Source organism: Chryseobacterium sp. RR2-3-20 (genome assembly GCF_017808115.1).
Taxonomy (GTDB): Bacteria; Bacteroidota; Bacteroidia; order Flavobacteriales; family Weeksellaceae; genus Chryseobacterium; species Chryseobacterium oryzae.
On record NZ_JADQBD010000034.1, the window covers coordinates 15,536 to 32,515 of the forward strand.

The 16,980-nt window shown below is 34.2% G+C and carries 14 protein-coding genes; 9 read left to right on the forward strand and 5 right to left on the reverse strand.

All coding sequences use genetic code 11. From position 1 onward, the window contains the following. Nucleotides 1-18: 18 nt before the first annotated feature. From IV513_RS09215 to IV513_RS09225, 3 genes are all read right to left on the reverse strand, one after another. Complete coding sequence (locus tag IV513_RS09215; protein ID WP_209390284.1) at nt 19-852, reverse strand: GLPGLI family protein; 834 nt, start codon at nt 850-852, stop codon at nt 19-21. 24 nt (nt 853-876) lie between these two features. Further along, a complete protein-coding gene (locus IV513_RS09220) occupies nt 877-2,022 on the reverse strand; it encodes a carboxypeptidase-like regulatory domain-containing protein (RefSeq protein ID WP_209390285.1) in 1,146 nt (381 codons plus the stop codon). A 245-nt stretch (nt 2,023-2,267) separates the two neighbouring features. Continuing rightward, nucleotides 2,268-2,444, reverse strand: a complete 177-nt coding sequence (locus IV513_RS09225; RefSeq protein WP_076394683.1) for a histone H1 — start codon at nt 2,442-2,444, stop codon at nt 2,268-2,270. 335 nt (nt 2,445-2,779) lie between these two features. On the opposite strand from IV513_RS09225, the gene IV513_RS09230 reads away from it, so the two are divergent. From IV513_RS09230 to IV513_RS09265, 8 genes are all read left to right on the forward strand, one after another. Next, a complete protein-coding gene (locus tag IV513_RS09230; RefSeq protein WP_209390296.1) occupies nt 2,780-3,181 on the forward strand; it encodes an acyl-CoA thioesterase in 402 nt (133 codons plus the stop codon). Next, a complete protein-coding gene (locus tag IV513_RS09235) occupies nt 3,178-3,738 on the forward strand; it encodes an AraC family transcriptional regulator (RefSeq protein WP_209390286.1) in 561 nt (186 codons plus the stop codon). Before IV513_RS09230 ends, IV513_RS09235 begins: the two co-directional genes overlap by 4 nt. A 186-nt stretch (nt 3,739-3,924) precedes the next feature. Then, nucleotides 3,925-6,651, forward strand: a complete 2,727-nt coding sequence (locus IV513_RS09240) for a heavy metal translocating P-type ATPase (protein ID WP_209390287.1) — start codon at nt 3,925-3,927, stop codon at nt 6,649-6,651. A 251-nt stretch (nt 6,652-6,902) separates the two neighbouring features. Beyond that, nucleotides 6,903-7,562, forward strand: coding sequence for a YggS family pyridoxal phosphate-dependent enzyme (locus IV513_RS09245; protein WP_209390288.1), 660 nt, complete (start codon nt 6,903-6,905; stop codon nt 7,560-7,562). 55 nt (nt 7,563-7,617) lie between these two features. Next, the gene (locus IV513_RS09250) at nt 7,618-8,802 is read left to right on the forward strand and encodes a sigma-54 dependent transcriptional regulator (RefSeq protein ID WP_209390289.1); all 1,185 of its coding nucleotides are present in this window, start codon (nt 7,618-7,620) and stop codon (nt 8,800-8,802) included. Nucleotides 8,803-8,872: 70 nt separating this feature from the next. Next, the gene (locus IV513_RS09255) at nt 8,873-10,237 is read left to right on the forward strand and encodes an MATE family efflux transporter (protein WP_209390290.1); all 1,365 of its coding nucleotides are present in this window, start codon (nt 8,873-8,875) and stop codon (nt 10,235-10,237) included. A gap of 133 nt (nt 10,238-10,370) precedes the next feature. Beyond that, a complete protein-coding gene (locus IV513_RS09260) occupies nt 10,371-10,688 on the forward strand; it encodes a hypothetical protein (RefSeq protein ID WP_209390291.1) in 318 nt (105 codons plus the stop codon). A 105-nt stretch (nt 10,689-10,793) separates the two neighbouring features. Further along, complete coding sequence (locus IV513_RS09265) at nt 10,794-11,240, forward strand: phosphohydrolase (protein WP_209390292.1); 447 nt, start codon at nt 10,794-10,796, stop codon at nt 11,238-11,240. Here the strand turns inward: IV513_RS09265 and IV513_RS09270 are convergent. After that, on the reverse strand, nt 11,237-11,953 hold the full coding sequence (locus IV513_RS09270; protein ID WP_209390293.1) for a DUF2490 domain-containing protein: 717 nt from the start codon (nt 11,951-11,953) through the stop codon (nt 11,237-11,239). The genes IV513_RS09265 and IV513_RS09270 overlap by 4 nt on opposite strands. 52 nt (nt 11,954-12,005) lie before the next feature. Beyond that, nucleotides 12,006-13,817 carry a TonB-dependent siderophore receptor gene (locus IV513_RS09275; protein WP_209390294.1) on the reverse strand — a complete coding sequence of 604 codons (1,812 nt, stop codon included), beginning with the start codon at nt 13,815-13,817 and terminating at the stop codon, nt 12,006-12,008. Nucleotides 13,818-14,029: 212 nt separating this feature from the next. On the opposite strand from IV513_RS09275, the gene uvrA reads away from it, so the two are divergent. Continuing rightward, on the forward strand, nt 14,030-16,819 hold the full coding sequence (uvrA, locus tag IV513_RS09280) for an excinuclease ABC subunit UvrA (RefSeq protein WP_209390295.1): 2,790 nt from the start codon (nt 14,030-14,032) through the stop codon (nt 16,817-16,819). The last annotated feature ends 161 nt before the right edge of the window (nt 16,820-16,980 follow it).

The window sequence follows — 16,980 nt, forward strand, 5'->3', positions numbered from 1 at the left end:
TTGAATACTAAGCTGAGGTTATTTAGGATATTGAATGACCTTATCCAGTTCTATAGGATTATTGTATTTTCGGATAGAGCTTCTAAGCCTTTCGTTTACCTCACGGTAATTATCCTGCTTTACAAGAGTTCCGTCATTCAGATAAAATTCTTCATTCGATTTGGTTTGTCCTACTGCATTTCGGAGATAATTTACGGGAGAATCATAATATTTCAGTTTGGCTTCTCTGTATTTCTGCTCATTCACCGGAACTGCCGACTGCATAAAATAATCCATAAACTGATTAAGATAAGATTGTTTTAACTTCTGATTCTTCACCAGCTCGAAACGGTAATTATTGTTGTCATCATACAGCTCTACAATCAGCCCGGGAAGACCATGAAATTTATAGGGACCTTCATTAAAAGGAATTTGCGGAGCAAACCATGCCACCCAGTTTCTTCCGCCCCATGTAGTGGTCGCTTTCTGTAACGTAAGATTTTTTACAGTCTTTTTTTCTTCGCTAAGCTTCCAGTTTTGGGTATTTTTAGAAGACCGTTTAAGAGCAACATTTTCAAGAATATCATATTCTTCATACCCATCACTTGCTTTCTGATGGGTAAGGATTGATGAGGTATTGAATTTCATATCTTTCGCTATCGGCAGATTATTTGCCACCAGAGAATCTCCAATGTAAAAATCCCGAGGATAATATCTTACCTGCTGATCGCGGATGTCGAGATGGTAATTTTCTTTGGTTATACTGCTTTCGGCAGAATCTTTTTTGTACTCCACATCATAAATAAAACGGTAAGTCTGTGCTTTTGCCTGAGAAAAAACCAGAACACAAGCGGTTAATAAAACGATTTTCATAATATTATAATTATTTTTATAGACCTAATTACCATTTACAAAATCCTGTTCTTTTTGAGATAAAAGAATGGTGGTTTCCTTATCTTCCTTCACTGGTACATTGTCCCAGAAATCTTTACTGAAATCTACTTTAGGCTCAAGACCTTTTTTATCGGATTTGCTGAAAGTATTATAAATCATTTCTGTACTCGATTTTCTTACATCAGTAATGCCGTCATGGGTAATTTTAAAGTTATCTGCTTCTGTCTTTTTTAATGCAGAAACATAGGTTTTATCTTTTTTATAAAAATCGAAAGTAACCCAAACATCTCCAAGCTGAAAATCGTATTCTACGCCTTCCGTATTTTTCTTTTTGTATGGAGGATAACTCGACTGCTGATAATTTACCTCGTAAAAGGTGATTACCTTGTCTTTTTTATTGTATTCCATTTCCCCTTCTATGATAATGCCGTTCTCAGATTTTATATTGATGCCAATTTGCTGAAGATCGCCCTTCTCTCCCAAAAGTCTGCCAATGGTTTTGCTTTTCTTCATTTTCATATTGGCAATTAGCCTCTGAATTTCAAAATTGAAAAAGTAATCTCCCATGTCTGCATGGTTGAAATCATTACTTTTAGAATTGAAAACCCCTTCTTTTTTCTTTTTAAAATACTTTACATTATTCAGCTGCATCTGAAGAATATTATCATAATTCTTTCTAATACCGTCTTTGTAATTATAAGAATTGCTCTTCGTCCACATTTTGGCTTCAGCAATAACCAGCATAGTCAGTTGGTTGTTATTAAAAGATTTAGACTTCAGCGTAACATCGTATAAAGAGGGCTCATCATAATATCTTTTATGATAGTTTTTGGATAAATCTTCAAATAACGGCATCAGATTAACATTCACAATTTTAACTTCATCAATATCGGTAACTTTAGCCTGAAGCTTAACTACATTTCGGAATGCACTCAATTTCTGTGTCTGATAGCCCGGTGCAGAAATCTCAAAACTTTTATTCTGAGCGGAAACGGGTGCAAAGCCATCTTCATTGGTGTACACAATCTGATTTTCTGAAACGATACGGGCATTGGCAATTGCTTTACTGTTATCTTCATCCAGCACCTGAATTTTCTGGGAGTAAAGAACAGCGGAAAAGAGAATAAATAGAAAAGAGATTTGTTTCATAGATAAATTTTAAAATGCAACACATCACAGCAAAGATTGATTACCAAACGGATTGCAGCGTTTTTTATGAAACAAATATAATCTCAAATATCTTATATTTCTACAACAGTTGAAATATTTAATAAACTTTAAATGAATTTAAGGAAATGTGAGATATTTTAGGAAGTTTGCCGTTCAAATTAGAATAATTTAACAGTTACAAACCTATCCTTTATAAAAAAACCGGCTTAGAGCCGGTTTCATTATTATTTTTTAGATTCTTCAACAGAAACTTTTCTGAATTCTTTGAACAGTTTGCTAAGTTCCAAAGCTGCTTTACGAGCTCTTGTTCCTGCTGCCTTGTTCCCTTTTTCAGCTTGTTGGTTTGCTTCTGTAGTGAACGCTTCAAATTCTGCGTTGATTTTTTCGATAAGTTCTTTCATGTTTATAAAAATTTAGGTTGCAAATATATGGTTTCAGATGATTTCAGCCTAACTTTAGCCTCAAAAAAACACCTCTAAACATGCATTTATCGCAGTTTTTTTAATATTTTAACAATATTTAATAATCAACAAACCTATTTTTGGGATCTTTCAAAGCATTTTTGGAACTTTCAACAGACCTTTTAAAACTAATCACCAACAGTTTAACATTAAAATATTTGGTGAACAGAGAAAAAACATTATTGAGAATACAAATAGTTCTTTTAGATTTACTAAATATTCTTCGGTTTGAAATAAGTATTTTAAAGTCTAAATTTGCATCAGAATACAAGATTATGAATTACCATACCAGAAAATGGGTAAAACCAGAAGATTTGAATCCCAACCAATCCTTATTCGGAGGAAGATTATTACAGTGGATTGATGAAGAAGCTGCTTTGTATGCCGTTATTCAGCTAGAAAATAAAAAGGTGGTTACCAAATTTATTTCGGAAATCAACTTTGTAAGCTCTGCAAAACAGGGAGATATTATAGAAATTGGTATCGAAGTTGCCAAATTTGGTTCCACATCTCTTACCCTTGCGTGTGAGGTGAGAAATAAAATGACGCACCAAACCATTATTACCGTAGACAAAATTGTAATGGTAAATCTGGATGAGAACGGAAACCCGGCTCCACACGGCAAAACTCAGGTTGAATTTGTGATAGACCGCCTTAAGCTTAAAGAAAATTTATGAAAGTATTCATAAAAAATATGGTCTGCGACAGATGTATTTCTGCTGTTTCGGCTATTTTTAATGAATTTTCTGTTCAAATAAAGTCTATTAATCTCGGCGAAGTAGAAACGGAGCAAGGTATTTCTGCCAAAGACCTGCAAAATATTGAAAAACGCTTGGTGGAAACCGGGTTCGAAAGAATTAAGGAAGCAGCCCATCAGTTAGCAGATAAGGTTAAAGGTCTTATCATTATTAAAATTTCAAAGCTGGATATTGACGAAAATTTTATGCTTTCTAAATATCTGAGTTCTGAACTACATAAAGATTACAGTGCACTTTCTAAAACTTTTTCTCAAAACGAAAATATAACGATAGAGCAGTTTTTCATTCTTCAAAAAATAGAAAAAGTAAAAGAACTTTTGCTTTACAATGAATTTAATCTGACAGAAATTGCAGGGAAATTAGGCTATAAAAGTGTACAGCATTTATCCTCACAGTTCAGAACAGTTACAGGCTTCACTCCTACCGAATTTAAAAAACTGAAAGCAGGACACAGAAAACCTTTAGACAAAGTATAATACATTCTTATGGTCTGCTTAAAATACTTCGTTTCACTTGCGATAAATAAATTCAAAGCTATTATGGATATCTAATTAATTAAGATTAAAATCTAAAAAACTTATTCCAAAATAATATAAACATAATCCCTAAATTTATAACAGCTTACAAAATCGTTTTCGGAAATTTGTTATAAATTTAGAGTTATGCACCAACAATATAAAGTATTAGGAATGACCTGTTCGGGTTGTCAGAAGAAAATTTCAGATCAACTCAACAGTTTAGAAGGAGTTTCAGCAGAGATCAATCTAGAGAACAGCACCGCCGAAATACATTCAGATAAAGAAATCAGCCTTAAAGAGATCAATCATTCCCTTTCAGAAATCGGGAATTATAAGCTTGAAGATCCGAGTAATCCTGATCAGACTTTTATTAAACCTCAGGATAGAGTTTCTCCTTCTTCAGTATATTACTGCCCGATGGAATGCGAAGGTGACAAAGTATATTTTCAGCAGGGAAAAAGATGCCCGGTCTGTAACATGTATTTGGTTCCGATTGAAGAGAAATTAGCGAAAGATTCCAATTATAAACCTACTTATTCTTCTACCCACTTACCCGAAAACTTCAAAGACAATATCGGAAAATACTATTGCCCGATGTTCTGTGAAGGCGATAAGGTATATAATGAAAAAACAGATTGCCCGGTTTGCCACATGCATTTGGAAGAAATTACCGAAGATTTGGTAAAAAATTCCGTACCGCATTCTCAACATCACAATCATCAATACGAAAAACCCAAGGTTACAGATGAAATGGCTGGAAGATATTATTGCCCAATGTTTTGCGAGGGCAATAAAACTTACGACAGCAACGTAGGTTGCCCTGTCTGCGGGATGGATCTGGTGAAATATCCTGAAAAAGGCGAAGAAGAAACAGATGATACCTACAAAATATTAAGAAAAAAATTCTTTATTTCTTTGGCATTTGCCGTTCCTGTATTTATTTTATCGATGGGCGGAATGTTCATAGATTTTCCTTTTTCTCATCAGGTTCAGGGGATTTTCGAGTTGATTCTCACGTTGCCGGTTTTGTTTTATTCCGGATGGTTTTTAATGAAGCGTGGCTGGGTTTCCTTTAAAACCTGGAACTTAAATATGTTCAGTTTAATTGCCTTGGGAGTTGCTGCTGCATTTATATTCAGCATTGTGGCTTTAGTATTTCCAGACATACTTCCGCATGAAATACGGGGACATAATCATGAAATTCCTCTTTATTTTGAAGCGGTTTGTGTTATTATGACTTTGGTGATTTTAGGGCAGTTAATGGAAGCTTTAGCCCATAAAAAAACAGGAAATGCCATTAAAGAACTCATGAATCTTTCTCCTGACGAAGCCAATATAATGGTAAATAATGAAGAAAAAAGAGTTCCGCTTTCTGAGGTTAAAATTGGAGATATATTAAAAGTAAAACCCGGTGAAAAAATTCCTGTAGACGGTATCATTACCGAAGGAAATTCTGTGGTGGATGAAAGTATGATTACCGGAGAACCCATTCCTGTAGAAAAAAATACAGATGATAAGGTTACTTCGGGAACAATTAACGGAAACCAGATTTTTTTGATGAAAGCCGAAAAAGTGGGTGATGAAACGCTCCTTGCTAAAATTATAAAAATGGTGAATGATGCAAGCAGAAGCCGTGCTCCGATACAGAAACTTACCGATAAAGTGGCAAAAGTTTTTGTTCCTACTGTAATTTTGGTTTCGGTAATCACCTTTATTTTATGGCAGATTTTCGGTCCCGAAGGTCAAAAAACTTTATTTGCTTTTGTGAATGCTGTTGCGGTTTTAATTGTCGCCTGCCCTTGTGCTTTAGGTTTGGCAACGCCCATGTCTTTAATGGTAGGAATTGGTAAAGGAGCCAAAAACGGAATTCTTATTAAAAATGCCGAAGCTCTTGAACTTATGAATAAAGTAAATGTGGTAATTACCGATAAAACAGGTACTTTAACCGAAGGGAAACCTTCTTTGGAACATATTGTAGCCACCCATCATGCCGATCAGAATTTAATTTTGAAGTTGGCTTATTCACTCAATCAAAATTCAGAACACCCGCTGTCTAATGCGGTGATTAAAAAAGCTAAAGACGAAAATATTACTGCCGAAAAAGTTGAAAAGTTCGAAAACATTTCGGGAAAAGGCGTAAAAGGAATCATCAATGGAAAAATGATATATTTAGGAAATGAGAATTTGCTAAATTCCAATAATATTAAGATTTCAGAGGATTTAAAGTCGAAAGCAACAGAAATTCAGTCAAAAGCCCATACGATTTCTTATATCGCTCAGGAAAATGAGGTTTTAGGATTAATAAGCTTTACCGATAAAATTAAGGAAAGTTCGAAAAAAGCAATTCAGCATTTATTAAATGACGGAATTGATGTGATGATGATGACGGGCGACAACGAGCATACCGCAAAAGCTGTGGCAGATGAATTAGGCATTAAACATTACAAAGCCAGCTGTCTTCCCGAAGATAAACTGAATGAAGTAAAAAAACTGCAGCAACAGGGAAAAATTGTTGCCATGACCGGCGACGGAATTAACGACTCCCCTGCTCTTGCACAGGCAAATATTGGTATTGCCATGGGAACAGGAACCGATGTTGCCATGGAAACGGCAGAAATCACTCTACTGAAAGGAGATATTTTAGGAATTGCAAAAGCAAAAACGCTTAGCGAAAAATTGCTGAGAAACATTAAAGAAAACCTCTTCTTTGCTTTTGTGTATAACGTTTTGGGCATTCCGATTGCAGCAGGTTTATTATATCCGTTTTTCGGGATTCTTCTTTCACCGATGATTGCAGCAGCAGCGATGAGTTTCAGCTCTTTATCTGTAATTTTAAATTCGTTAAGATTAAATTCTGCTGAATTAGATTAAATATTATTCAACTTGAGTTTGGGATAATGAAACTTTAAATTATTGATTTTTGAAAAGGCATTTGTTCAGCTTTGTGTTTTATAAATTCTTATCCGAGCTCACGTTATTTAACCCTTTGCGCATTTTAAATTTTATTTTTAGGAAATAAGTAAAACCGCTTTTTCAATAATGCAGAAAGTTTTCTAGAGATATAAACAGGTTTTTGCTCTAAAGTTTCTATAATTTAAACTTAAATTCAGAACTTTGCCCTTATGAGTTTACAGGAGAATTACAATAACATAAAAAAACAGCTTCCGGAAAATGTACAGTTGGTTGCGGTGTCTAAAACACATCCGGTTGAAGCTATTCAGGAAGTTTATGATTTTGGACAGAGAGTTTTTGGAGAAAATAAAGTTCAGGAACTTACCGAAAAATACCCGTTGCTTCCAAAAGATATCCAGTGGCATTTAATCGGGCATCTGCAGACCAATAAGATTAAATATATTGCAGAATTTATAGATACCATACAAAGTGTAGATTCTGAGAAGCTTTTAAATGAAATTAATAAAGAAGCAGCGAAGCATCAACGTACCATAAAAGTCTTATTGCAGGTGAAAATTGCTGATGAAGAAAGTAAATTCGGACTTGAAATTTCTGATGCCAAAGATTTATTCACAAAATTCATCAACGGCGAATTTCCCCATGTTGAAATTACAGGATTAATGGGAATGGCAACATTTACGGAAGATGAAAGCCAAATCAGTAAAGAATTTTCAGTTTTGAAGACTCTTTTTGATGAATTAAGTGAGATTCATACTTTGCAGACTCTTTCTATGGGAATGAGCGATGATTTTCCTTTGGCTATTGAATGCGGTGCGAATTCAGTACGTGTAGGATCGGCTATTTTCGGCAGAAGAGATTATTCTAAATAGATTTTAGGAATGATATTTGCTAATAATCAAGCAAAAATTAACTAAATTTGCACCTATGCAAAAAATCCTTATTGTAGAAGACGAAAAAGCAATTTCCGGAGTACTCCACAGTATTCTTTCGGATGAACTCAATGATTATGAATTTATAATCGCCGATGATGGGCTGGAAGGCTACAAACAGGTAGAAAAAGAAGATTTTGCCCTTGTAATTTCAGACATCAAGATGCCGAAGCTTTCAGGAACAGAACTTTTGAAACAGAGTTTAGCCTTAAAACCGGAAACTACTTTCATCATGATTTCTGGTCATGCCGATATCGATTCTGCAGTTTCTTGTCTTAAAGATGGCGCATACGATTTTATTTCTAAGCCAATAGACATCAATAGACTGATTACGAGCGTAAAAAATGCTTTGGCTAAAGAAACTCTAAAAAAAGAAAATAAAAATCTTCAATCTGAAAATAAAACGCTTAAAAAGAAAGTCAGCAAAAAGTACCAGATGATTGGTGATTCTGCTCCTTTGAAGAAAATTCAGGAGATGATTGAAAAAGTGGCTCCTTCAGACGCAAGAGTTTTAATTACAGGTCCCAATGGTGCAGGTAAGGAATTGGTTGCACATGCTATTCATAATTTAAGCGAAAGATCTAAAGGTCCGATGGTGGAAGTAAACTGTGCTGCAATTCCTTCAGAATTAATAGAATCTGAACTTTTTGGGCATGTAAAAGGTTCTTTTACCGGAGCTATTAAAGATAAACAGGGAAAGTTTGAACAAGCCAACAATGGAACGATTTTCTTAGATGAGATTGGTGATATGAGTCTTATTGCTCAGGCAAAAGTACTGCGTGCTTTACAGGAAAGTAAAGTTTCTCCTGTAGGAAGCGATAAAGAAATTAAAGTTGATGTACGTGTTTTGGCGGCAACCAACAAAAATATGCAGACAGAAATTGCTGAGGGAAGATTTAGAGAAGATTTGTACCACAGACTTTCTGTAATTGAAATCTATGTTCCGCCTTTGGATGAAAGAAAAGACGATATTAAACTTTTGGTAGAACATTTTTCTAAAATGATATCCGAAGAGCATGGTACTGCCTTAAAAAGCTTTGATGATATCGCTATTGATGCACTGAAAGAACTATCATGGACCGGAAATATCCGAGAGTTGAGAAATGTGGTAGAAAGATTAATCATCCTTGGTGGAAACACTGTTTCCAAAGAAGATGTTGCAAGTTTTGTAAGAAAATAATTAATATTTAATTGTCTTAAATAATAAAAATTTGCAGTATTTATGCTGCAGATTTTTTTTTTGTAATGATATGAACTTTTTAAATAAAAACTATACCAAAGAAGCCTTAACGCTTGCTCTTCCCGTAATGCTTACGCAGGTTGGGCAGGTTTCTGTAAACCTTTTCGATAATATAATTGTTGGTAAATTATTGGGAGCAGATGCTTTAGCTTCAGTTTCACTTGGGAATGCCGTATTTTTCTCCATGTTTGTTTTGGCAGTGGGATTTTCTTTTGCCATTCCGCCATTGGTTTCTCAGGCTCATTCTCAACATGACCACAAAACTATTAATTCTGTTTTCAGTCATGGTTTTGTCATCAATATGGCGGTAGGAACTATTCTTATGGGAGTATTGCTTTTGGCAATGCCTCTGCTCTACCATTCTGGTCAGCCGGAAAAAATTATTCCCGATACTGTAGATTTCCTGACTATTATGGCTATCAGCATTGTTCCTTTTATGGCATTTCAAACTTTAAGAGAGGTTTCAGAAGGTTTGTCTTATACTATTGGGGTTACAAAAGCTACCATTATTGCTAACGTAATTAATATTGTTTTAAATTATGTTTTCATTAAAGGAATATGGATTTTCCCAGAAATGGGTGTAAAGGGTTCTGCTCTTGCAAGTCTTATTGCCAGAATTTTTATGGTGGTATTCTTATATTTCGTTTTGCTGAAAGAGAATAAAACAAGACAGTATATTAAAGATTTTTCTTTAAAAATGCAGGTTTTCTCTAAGAAAATGTTCGAAAAAATGATTCGTCTAGGATTCCCTACTGCTTTACAGATGTTCTTTGAGGTAACTGCTTTTGCAGGAGCAGCATTTATTTGCGGACTCATTTCTGCCCACGATATCGCTTCTCACCAAATCGCTTTGAGTATGGCATCTTTTACCTTTAATCTGTGCATTGGTTTCAGTGTTGCATCAACGGTGATGATTGGGCGAAAATTGGGCGAAAAAAACTTTGTTGAATTAAGAAAAATAGGAATCAACAATCTTAAAATTGCTTTTCTTTTTATGTGTTTCTGCGGATTTGTATTTATTGTAGGACGAAATATTCTCCCTACTTTCTTTACAAAACCCGAAGAAATAGAAGTAATTACTTTAGCCTCTAAACTGATGATTATTGCAGCATTATTTCAACTTTCAGACGGAATTCAGGTAACCGCTTTGGGAATGCTTAGAGGATTGCAGGATGTAAAGATTCCTTCGATTTATACTTTTATTGCATATTGGTTAATTACGATTCCTTTGGGATATTTCCTTTGTGTAACTCTTAAAATGGGTGCATTCGGAATGTGGATTGCCCTTGGTTTAGGATTGACCATTTCTGCGTGTATGCTCGTAAAACGTTTTCTTAACCTGTCTTCCAGACGTATAAACGAAAATACGAAATAAGACAGAACCTATATTTATTACTTACAATGGTCGGATTTTTTCCGGCCATTTTTAATTCATTATGGTATGATATGAAAGATAATTTGTATCTTAAACCGATTATAATGAATATTTTATTTTTAAATTGATTCTTATGAAAAACCTATTCTTTTTCTTAATCGCCGGTACAGGAGTTTTTTCTGCTCAGAATACTGAAATAAAACCCTTTAAAATAGATAGTTTAAAGACTTTTTATCAACAAAGACCGCTATTTTATAATTCACCATATTATAACTCACCATACATAAGTAAACCAGACAGTGCAATTGCAAATCTTTACAAGATGCCTGTTTATGTACCCAACAACGTCAATTTATATTCTGCATTAAAGGTTAATTCTGTAGATACTTCAAAGTATAAAATGCCTAATGCATTAGATCCTGTTTTGAAAAAAGAAATTGCTTCTAAATAAACCTATATTAATAAAATTTATTGTTAAATTCTGAAATTTGTATTCAGAACTATTGAGTTTATATGCTTTGTTTTTTATTTTTGCAGACTATTTTTTACAAGAATAATGACCAAAGAAGAACTTTTAAATAAAGCAATAAAAATAGCTGATAAAGCACATAAAGGACAAAAAGATAAATATCAGGCTCCTTACATCGCCCACGTAATGCGTGTAATGGAATATGGTAAAACGTTAGACGAGAAAATTGTTGGTGTTTTGCATGACGTGGTAGAAGATCATGCAGAAGAATTCAGTTTTGAGTATTTAAGATCTGAAGGATTTCCGGAATATATTCTGTTTGCGGTAAGCTGTCTTACCAAGTTTGATCCTGAAGAAGCGTATGAAGATTTTATTAAACGTACAGAAAGATCTCCTTTGGCTGTTGCTGTAAAACTGAATGATCTTCGGGACAATATGGATCTTAGAAGGGTGAACCGGGAACTTACACAAAAAGATATCCACAGATTCAACAAATACCTGAAAGCTTATCGCTATCTAACAGAAAAATATTAATCTGCTCCGGGAAAATGGTAGGTTTTGGTTTTACTCCCAGTGTCGTCTATATTGATGTTGAGAGCAAGATATACAAAATGTACATTTTTGTTTCCTTTAGCTTCAAATTCTCTTTGCCAAAGATAACCGCCCAAAACACCAAAATGATCGTCAATCTGATATCCAAAACCTCCGTAAACTCTATTTCTGGCAAACGTAGGTTTCATGGGTGTTACTAAGAAAATTTCGTCGTAAACATTGGCAAAAAGTGTTTTTGGACCAATTTTTTTAGAATTTAGAGGTACAGAAATATTAAGACGGTAACGATAGCGGATTCTTTCTGAACTGATGTCTTTTTGTGGCTCATAAAACCATGATTTTTCTGCACGGAATCTGTTTTCAAATTTTACGATTCCTTTTTTAAAATCAATAATATCCTGCAACCAAACACGGAATTCTTCTTTATCTATGGCATGGTTTTTATAAGTGGCATATTTCCCTAAACCTATAAATGGCTTATGATTTTTGGTGAGATTATACCCCAAACCTCCTTTTATCTCATAATAATCTGGATAAGTATAATCTTCAATCCCTCTTGCCTGTCCTTCTGCATAGATAAAAAATTTAGGATGAAACTTGTAGTTAATCGTTAGTGCATTAAATGAAGATACGTGTTCCTGAGCCTTCAAAATACTTATGCTTATTAATAAAGCAAAACTTACAATAAGTTTCATCCAATAAATTTTTTGCAAAAATATAGGATTTAATGTTACACGAATGTTAAGTTTACTTAATATGAATGTTATAAGAAAATCCTAAATGAAACCATCTATTAGGCATTGGTACGCCAAAAGTTTCGGTATACTGTGTATTGGTAACATTATTTACCAAAGCATATACAGAAAGATTGTTTTTAGTAAAACTCAGTTTTTCGTCTAAAAGATGATAGCTTCCAAGATTTACTCTATCATTATATCGATAAACCAATTCGTTACTGAAATATTTCAAAAATTTTGTCTGAAGCTTAGTAACAAGCTGATGTTTAAGATTATCTAAAGCGTAACGGGAATTGAGTTCATTAATATCTTTCAGTTTATTATCAAGATAAGTATATCCAACAGTAAATTTCATCCAACTGAAAGACTGATAGCTTATTTCTGTTTCGATCCCTTTAATTTCAGTTTTTCCAATATTTTTAGAATACCAAATCGGATCTTGTAGAGAAACTTTGGTCCAATCTATCGCATTATTAGAATTTCTTAAGAAACCGCTTAATTTTGCAATAATATTCTTGTTTTGATATTGATACCCAAGTTCTGCATACACCGCATTTTCCGGCAAAAGATCGGGATTTCCTTTTTCAGTTTTACTGGTATAGTACAAATCTGTAAAAGTCGGCACTCTGTGGACGCGGGAAATATTTCCGTAAATTTTGTTGTTCTGATAAAAAGTATAGCCAATATCTAATCCGGGATAAAAAAAGTTTCCGTTGGTGGAGTAATTGGCCCAAGAAGCTCCTGGTGTAATATTCAGTTTCTTTTCGAAAAAAGAAAAATGATGCTCAAAAAAAACCTGTGTAACAAAACGTTCTCTGCTTCCCAAATTACTGCTTTCCAGGAATTCTTTCCTCAATTCTATTCCCAAACCTGTCGTTCCTAGATTGGATGTGTAGCTTGAATTTACTTCTCCACCCACATTATTCCCAATATGCATATTTCTGTAGATTTCAGGCTTTTCCCTGTTAAAAAGATACATATCCTGTCCTCTTCTCCAGTATACATTAGAATTAAGTCTTAATTTCCCAAAATTCTGTTGATGGGCAATACTTATGATTGAAGCCTGCAATTCTTCATACTGTTCAGTAGCAAGGGGTGAAGCATAAAAACCATTAGCTCCGAACTTTTTCTCAGAAAAACCTGCCTGTAATCTTAGATCACCATTTTTTATTTTCAGCTGATTTTGGTAATATACATTTCTGATGTCGAAATCGGTATTATGTCTGTAACCTTGCGAAGTATTGGAATTTGCCTGTAAAAGCTGTGAAAATTTTTCGTTTCCTACATTGGCATTTAGCCCAAAGCCAAATGTTTTGTAATCCCCTGCATTAGCACTTATTTTTACGTTTTTTCCAATTTGAGTTTTGGTGATGATATTAATAGCTCCCGCATAGGCATTTTGCCCGAATCTTCTTGCAGCAGGACCTTTTACAATTTCAATTCTTTCTACATCATCCAAATCTACCGGAATATTTAGAGAATTATGTCCTGTCTGGGAATCATTCATGCGGATTCCGTTAATCAAAATCAACACCTGTTCAAAAGAATTTCCTCTAAAGCCTAAATCACTCTGTACCCCGTTGGCTCCTCTCCTTCTGATATCCATTCCCGGAACCTGTTGCAGAATTTCATCAATACTTACGGCAGGAGAATTCAGAATTTCTTCTTTCGTAATGATAGAAATATTCTGATTGGCGTTTTTAAAAGTAGTCGCTGTAAATTTCCCCTGAATTTCTATTGAATCTATATCGGATGTTTTTATCTGTGCTTCTGTACAAAATGCTCCCAACAAAAAAAGAGTGGCACCTAATTTTCTCCTCATAAAACTTATTATTTTGAAGGTTTCAAAATTAATGGACTTTCCAGAAAATAAAATGTGATACATATCATGAAAAAGATAATAACAAAATCTAAGAGCAGAATTTTAAATCTGAAATTGACTGTAAAATTAAATTGAATAACCCCTTTATTTATGATTATAAGTTTAAATAAAAACCATCAAAAATTCGTAATTTTGTTGGTCTTAATACGAGTATGGCTGCAACAACAGAAATAAATATAAAAAAACAGGTTTTCGTTAAAAATGCACATCTTAACAACCTGAAACACATAGATGTTCTCATCCCGAAAAACAAACTAATTGTTATTACCGGAGTATCTGGAAGTGGTAAATCTTCTTTGGCATTCGATACAATTTATGCCGAAGGACAAAGAAGATATGTTGAAAGCTTAAGTTCTTATGCCCGTCAGTTTTTAGGTAAGCTAGAAAAACCAAAAGTAGACGACATAAAAGGGCTTGCTCCTTCCATTGCAATTCAGCAAAAGGTAATTTCTTCTAATCCTCGATCTACAGTAGGAACATCTACAGAAATCTACGATTATATGAAGCTTCTATTCGCAAGAATAGGAAGAACATTTTCTCCCGTTTCCGGCGAAGAAGTAAAAAAAGATTCGGTTACAGATGTTGTAGATTTTATAAAAAATTCTAAGAAAGAAACTCCTTTTTTATTAACTGCTCCATTAATTTTTGATGCTGAAAACTTTTCTGAAACACTCAACGTTCTTAAACTTGCCGGTTTTACAAGGCTTGAAGTGAACGGAAATGTGGCAGGAATTGAAGATCTTGAAAGTTTTGGCTTTATCCCGGAAAAAGAAATGGTCATTAATCTGGTGATCGACCGTTTTACGTATGAAGATGATGAAAGTTTTCTTCAGAGATTGGCAGATTCTATACAAATGGCTTTTTATGAAGGAAGAGGACATTGTGCACTTAAAAATACAGAAACAGGAAAAATAAAAGAATTTTCTAATAAATTCGAACTCGACGGAATCGAATTTTTAGAGCCAAATGTTCATTTTTTCAGTTTTAATAATCCTTACGGAGCTTGTCCGACTTGCGAAGGATACGGAAAAGTAATTGGTATAGACGAAGATTTAGTTATTCCCAATAAAGCATTGTCTGTTTTTGAAGATGCTGTTGCCGCATGGAAAGGCGAAAGTATGAGCGAATGGAAAAAAGACTTTATTAAAAAAGCAAAAGATTTTCCGATTCACAAACCGTATCACCAACTTACCAAAGAGCAGAAAAACTACCTTTGGAAAGGTGATGCTAAAAGTACATTTCCTTCTTTGAACAATTTCTTCAAAATGCTGGAAGAAAATTTGTACAAAATACAGTATCGTGTTATGCTTTCGAGGTATCGTGGCAAAACTCTTTGTCCAACCTGCGAAGGTTTGCGTTTGCGTAAGGAAACTACTTGGGTGAAAATCGACGGATATAACATTCAGTCGATGATTGAACTTCCTTTGGATGAACTTTTACCGTTAATCAACAGTCTCAAACTTTCGGATCATGATCGTGAAGTTGCCAAAAGACTTTTATATGAAATTTCCACCCGACTGGAATTTTTATTAAAAGTTGGCTTAGGTTATCTTACTTTAAACCGAACTTCCAATACGCTTTCTGGAGGAGAAAGCCAGAGAATTAATTTAGCTACAAGTTTAGGAAGTTCTTTGGTAGGTTCTATTTATATTTTAGATGAGCCTTCTATTGGTTTGCATTCGAGAGATACCGAAAATTTAATAGAAGTTCTTAAAAATCTTCGCGACATTGGTAACACAGTTATCGTTGTAGAACATGATGAAGATGTGATGAGAGCGGCAGATTATATTATTGATATTGGCCCGGAAGCTGGATATTTAGGCGGAGAACTTGTTTTTGCGGGTAATTTCAAGGAACTTAAAAATGCAGATACACTTACTTCCAAGTATTTAACAGGCAGATTAGAAATTAAAGTTCCTGAAAAGCGTAGAAAAGCCAAAGAATTTATTCACATTAAAGGAGCGAGATCTAATAATCTAAAAAACATTAACGTAGATGTTCCGTTAGAAAGTTTTGTAGTTATTTCCGGAGTTTCGGGGAGTGGAAAATCTACTTTAATGAAAGAAATTCTTACCAATGACATCCAAATTCAGTTGGGAATGGGTGGAAAAAAGGGTGATTACGACTCTGTGGAATTTCCAAAAAAATTAATAAAACATATTGAACTGATTGACCAAAATCCTATTGGTAAATCTTCTCGTTCTAATCCTGTAACCTATCTGAAAGCTTATGATGACATTCGAGATTTGTTTTCTAAGCAGAAAAGTGCCAAACTTATGGGCTACAAGCCTAAGCATTTTTCTTTTAACGTAGATGGCGGAAGATGCGACGAATGTAAAGGTGAAGGCGTTATTAATGTGTCGATGCAGTTTATGGCAGACATAGAACTGGAATGTGAAACTTGTAAAGGAACACGTTTTAAAAGCGAAATTCTTGAAGTAAAGTTTGATGAAAAAAATATTTCGGATATTCTTCACATGACGGTAGATGAAGCTTTAGATTTTTTCAGAGAAAATAAGGAAGATAAAATCGTTACTAAGCTTACGCCGCTTCAGGATGTTGGTTTGGGATATCTTCAGCTTGGGCAAAGTTCTTCTACACTTTCGGGAGGTGAAGCGCAGCGTGTAAAACTAGCTTCATTTTTAGTAAAAGGTGTTACCACCGATAAAACTTTATTTGTGTTTGATGAACCTTCAACTGGACTTCATTTTCACGATATTCAGAAATTATTGAAATCGCTTCAAGCATTAATAGATCTGGGACATTCTGTTATTGTAATAGAACATCAGCCTGATATTATGAAATGTGCCGATCATATTATAGACATTGGTCCGGAAGCCGGAAAACATGGTGGAGAAGTAGTTTTTGCCGGAACTCCAGAAGAGTTGGCAAAAAATAAAATATCCCATACTGCAAAATATATTGCAGAAAAACTGAATTAAATTCAAAAGTTCAATAAAAAAACCGTCTCACAAAAATGAGACGGCTTCATATTTTTTAAAACGGTTTATTAGTCAAAAATAGTTGGTAAAATTCTTTGTACTACTGATTGTTACTGATGATATAGAAAGTTTATTGAACTTTGTTTCAATAAACTTTTTTT

What these genes read in the sequence shown, in the direction of transcription:
- IV513_RS09250 (WP_209390289.1), top strand. Translation starts at nt 7,618, where the DNA reads ATGCAAAAAATCCTTATTGTAGAAGACGAAAAAGCAATTTCCGGAGTA.
- IV513_RS09245 (WP_209390288.1), top strand. Translation starts at nt 6,903, where the DNA reads ATGAGTTTACAGGAGAATTACAATAACATAAAAAAACAGCTTCCGGAA.
- IV513_RS09270 (WP_209390293.1), bottom strand. Translation starts at nt 11,953, where the DNA reads ATGAAACTTATTGTAAGTTTTGCTTTATTAATAAGCATAAGTATTTTG.
- IV513_RS09265 (WP_209390292.1), top strand. Translation starts at nt 10,794, where the DNA reads ATGACCAAAGAAGAACTTTTAAATAAAGCAATAAAAATAGCTGATAAA.
- IV513_RS09220 (WP_209390285.1), bottom strand. Translation starts at nt 2,022, where the DNA reads ATGAAACAAATCTCTTTTCTATTTATTCTCTTTTCCGCTGTTCTTTAC.
- IV513_RS09230 (WP_209390296.1), top strand. Translation starts at nt 2,780, where the DNA reads ATGAATTACCATACCAGAAAATGGGTAAAACCAGAAGATTTGAATCCC.
- uvrA (WP_209390295.1), top strand. Translation starts at nt 14,030, where the DNA reads ATGGCTGCAACAACAGAAATAAATATAAAAAAACAGGTTTTCGTTAAA.
- IV513_RS09235 (WP_209390286.1), top strand. Translation starts at nt 3,178, where the DNA reads ATGAAAGTATTCATAAAAAATATGGTCTGCGACAGATGTATTTCTGCT.
- IV513_RS09275 (WP_209390294.1), bottom strand. Translation starts at nt 13,817, where the DNA reads ATGAGGAGAAAATTAGGTGCCACTCTTTTTTTGTTGGGAGCATTTTGT.
- IV513_RS09240 (WP_209390287.1), top strand. Translation starts at nt 3,925, where the DNA reads ATGCACCAACAATATAAAGTATTAGGAATGACCTGTTCGGGTTGTCAG.
- IV513_RS09215 (WP_209390284.1), bottom strand. Translation starts at nt 852, where the DNA reads ATGAAAATCGTTTTATTAACCGCTTGTGTTCTGGTTTTTTCTCAGGCA.
- IV513_RS09255 (WP_209390290.1), top strand. Translation starts at nt 8,873, where the DNA reads ATGAACTTTTTAAATAAAAACTATACCAAAGAAGCCTTAACGCTTGCT.
- IV513_RS09225 (WP_076394683.1), bottom strand. Translation starts at nt 2,444, where the DNA reads ATGAAAGAACTTATCGAAAAAATCAACGCAGAATTTGAAGCGTTCACT.
- IV513_RS09260 (WP_209390291.1), top strand. Translation starts at nt 10,371, where the DNA reads ATGAAAAACCTATTCTTTTTCTTAATCGCCGGTACAGGAGTTTTTTCT.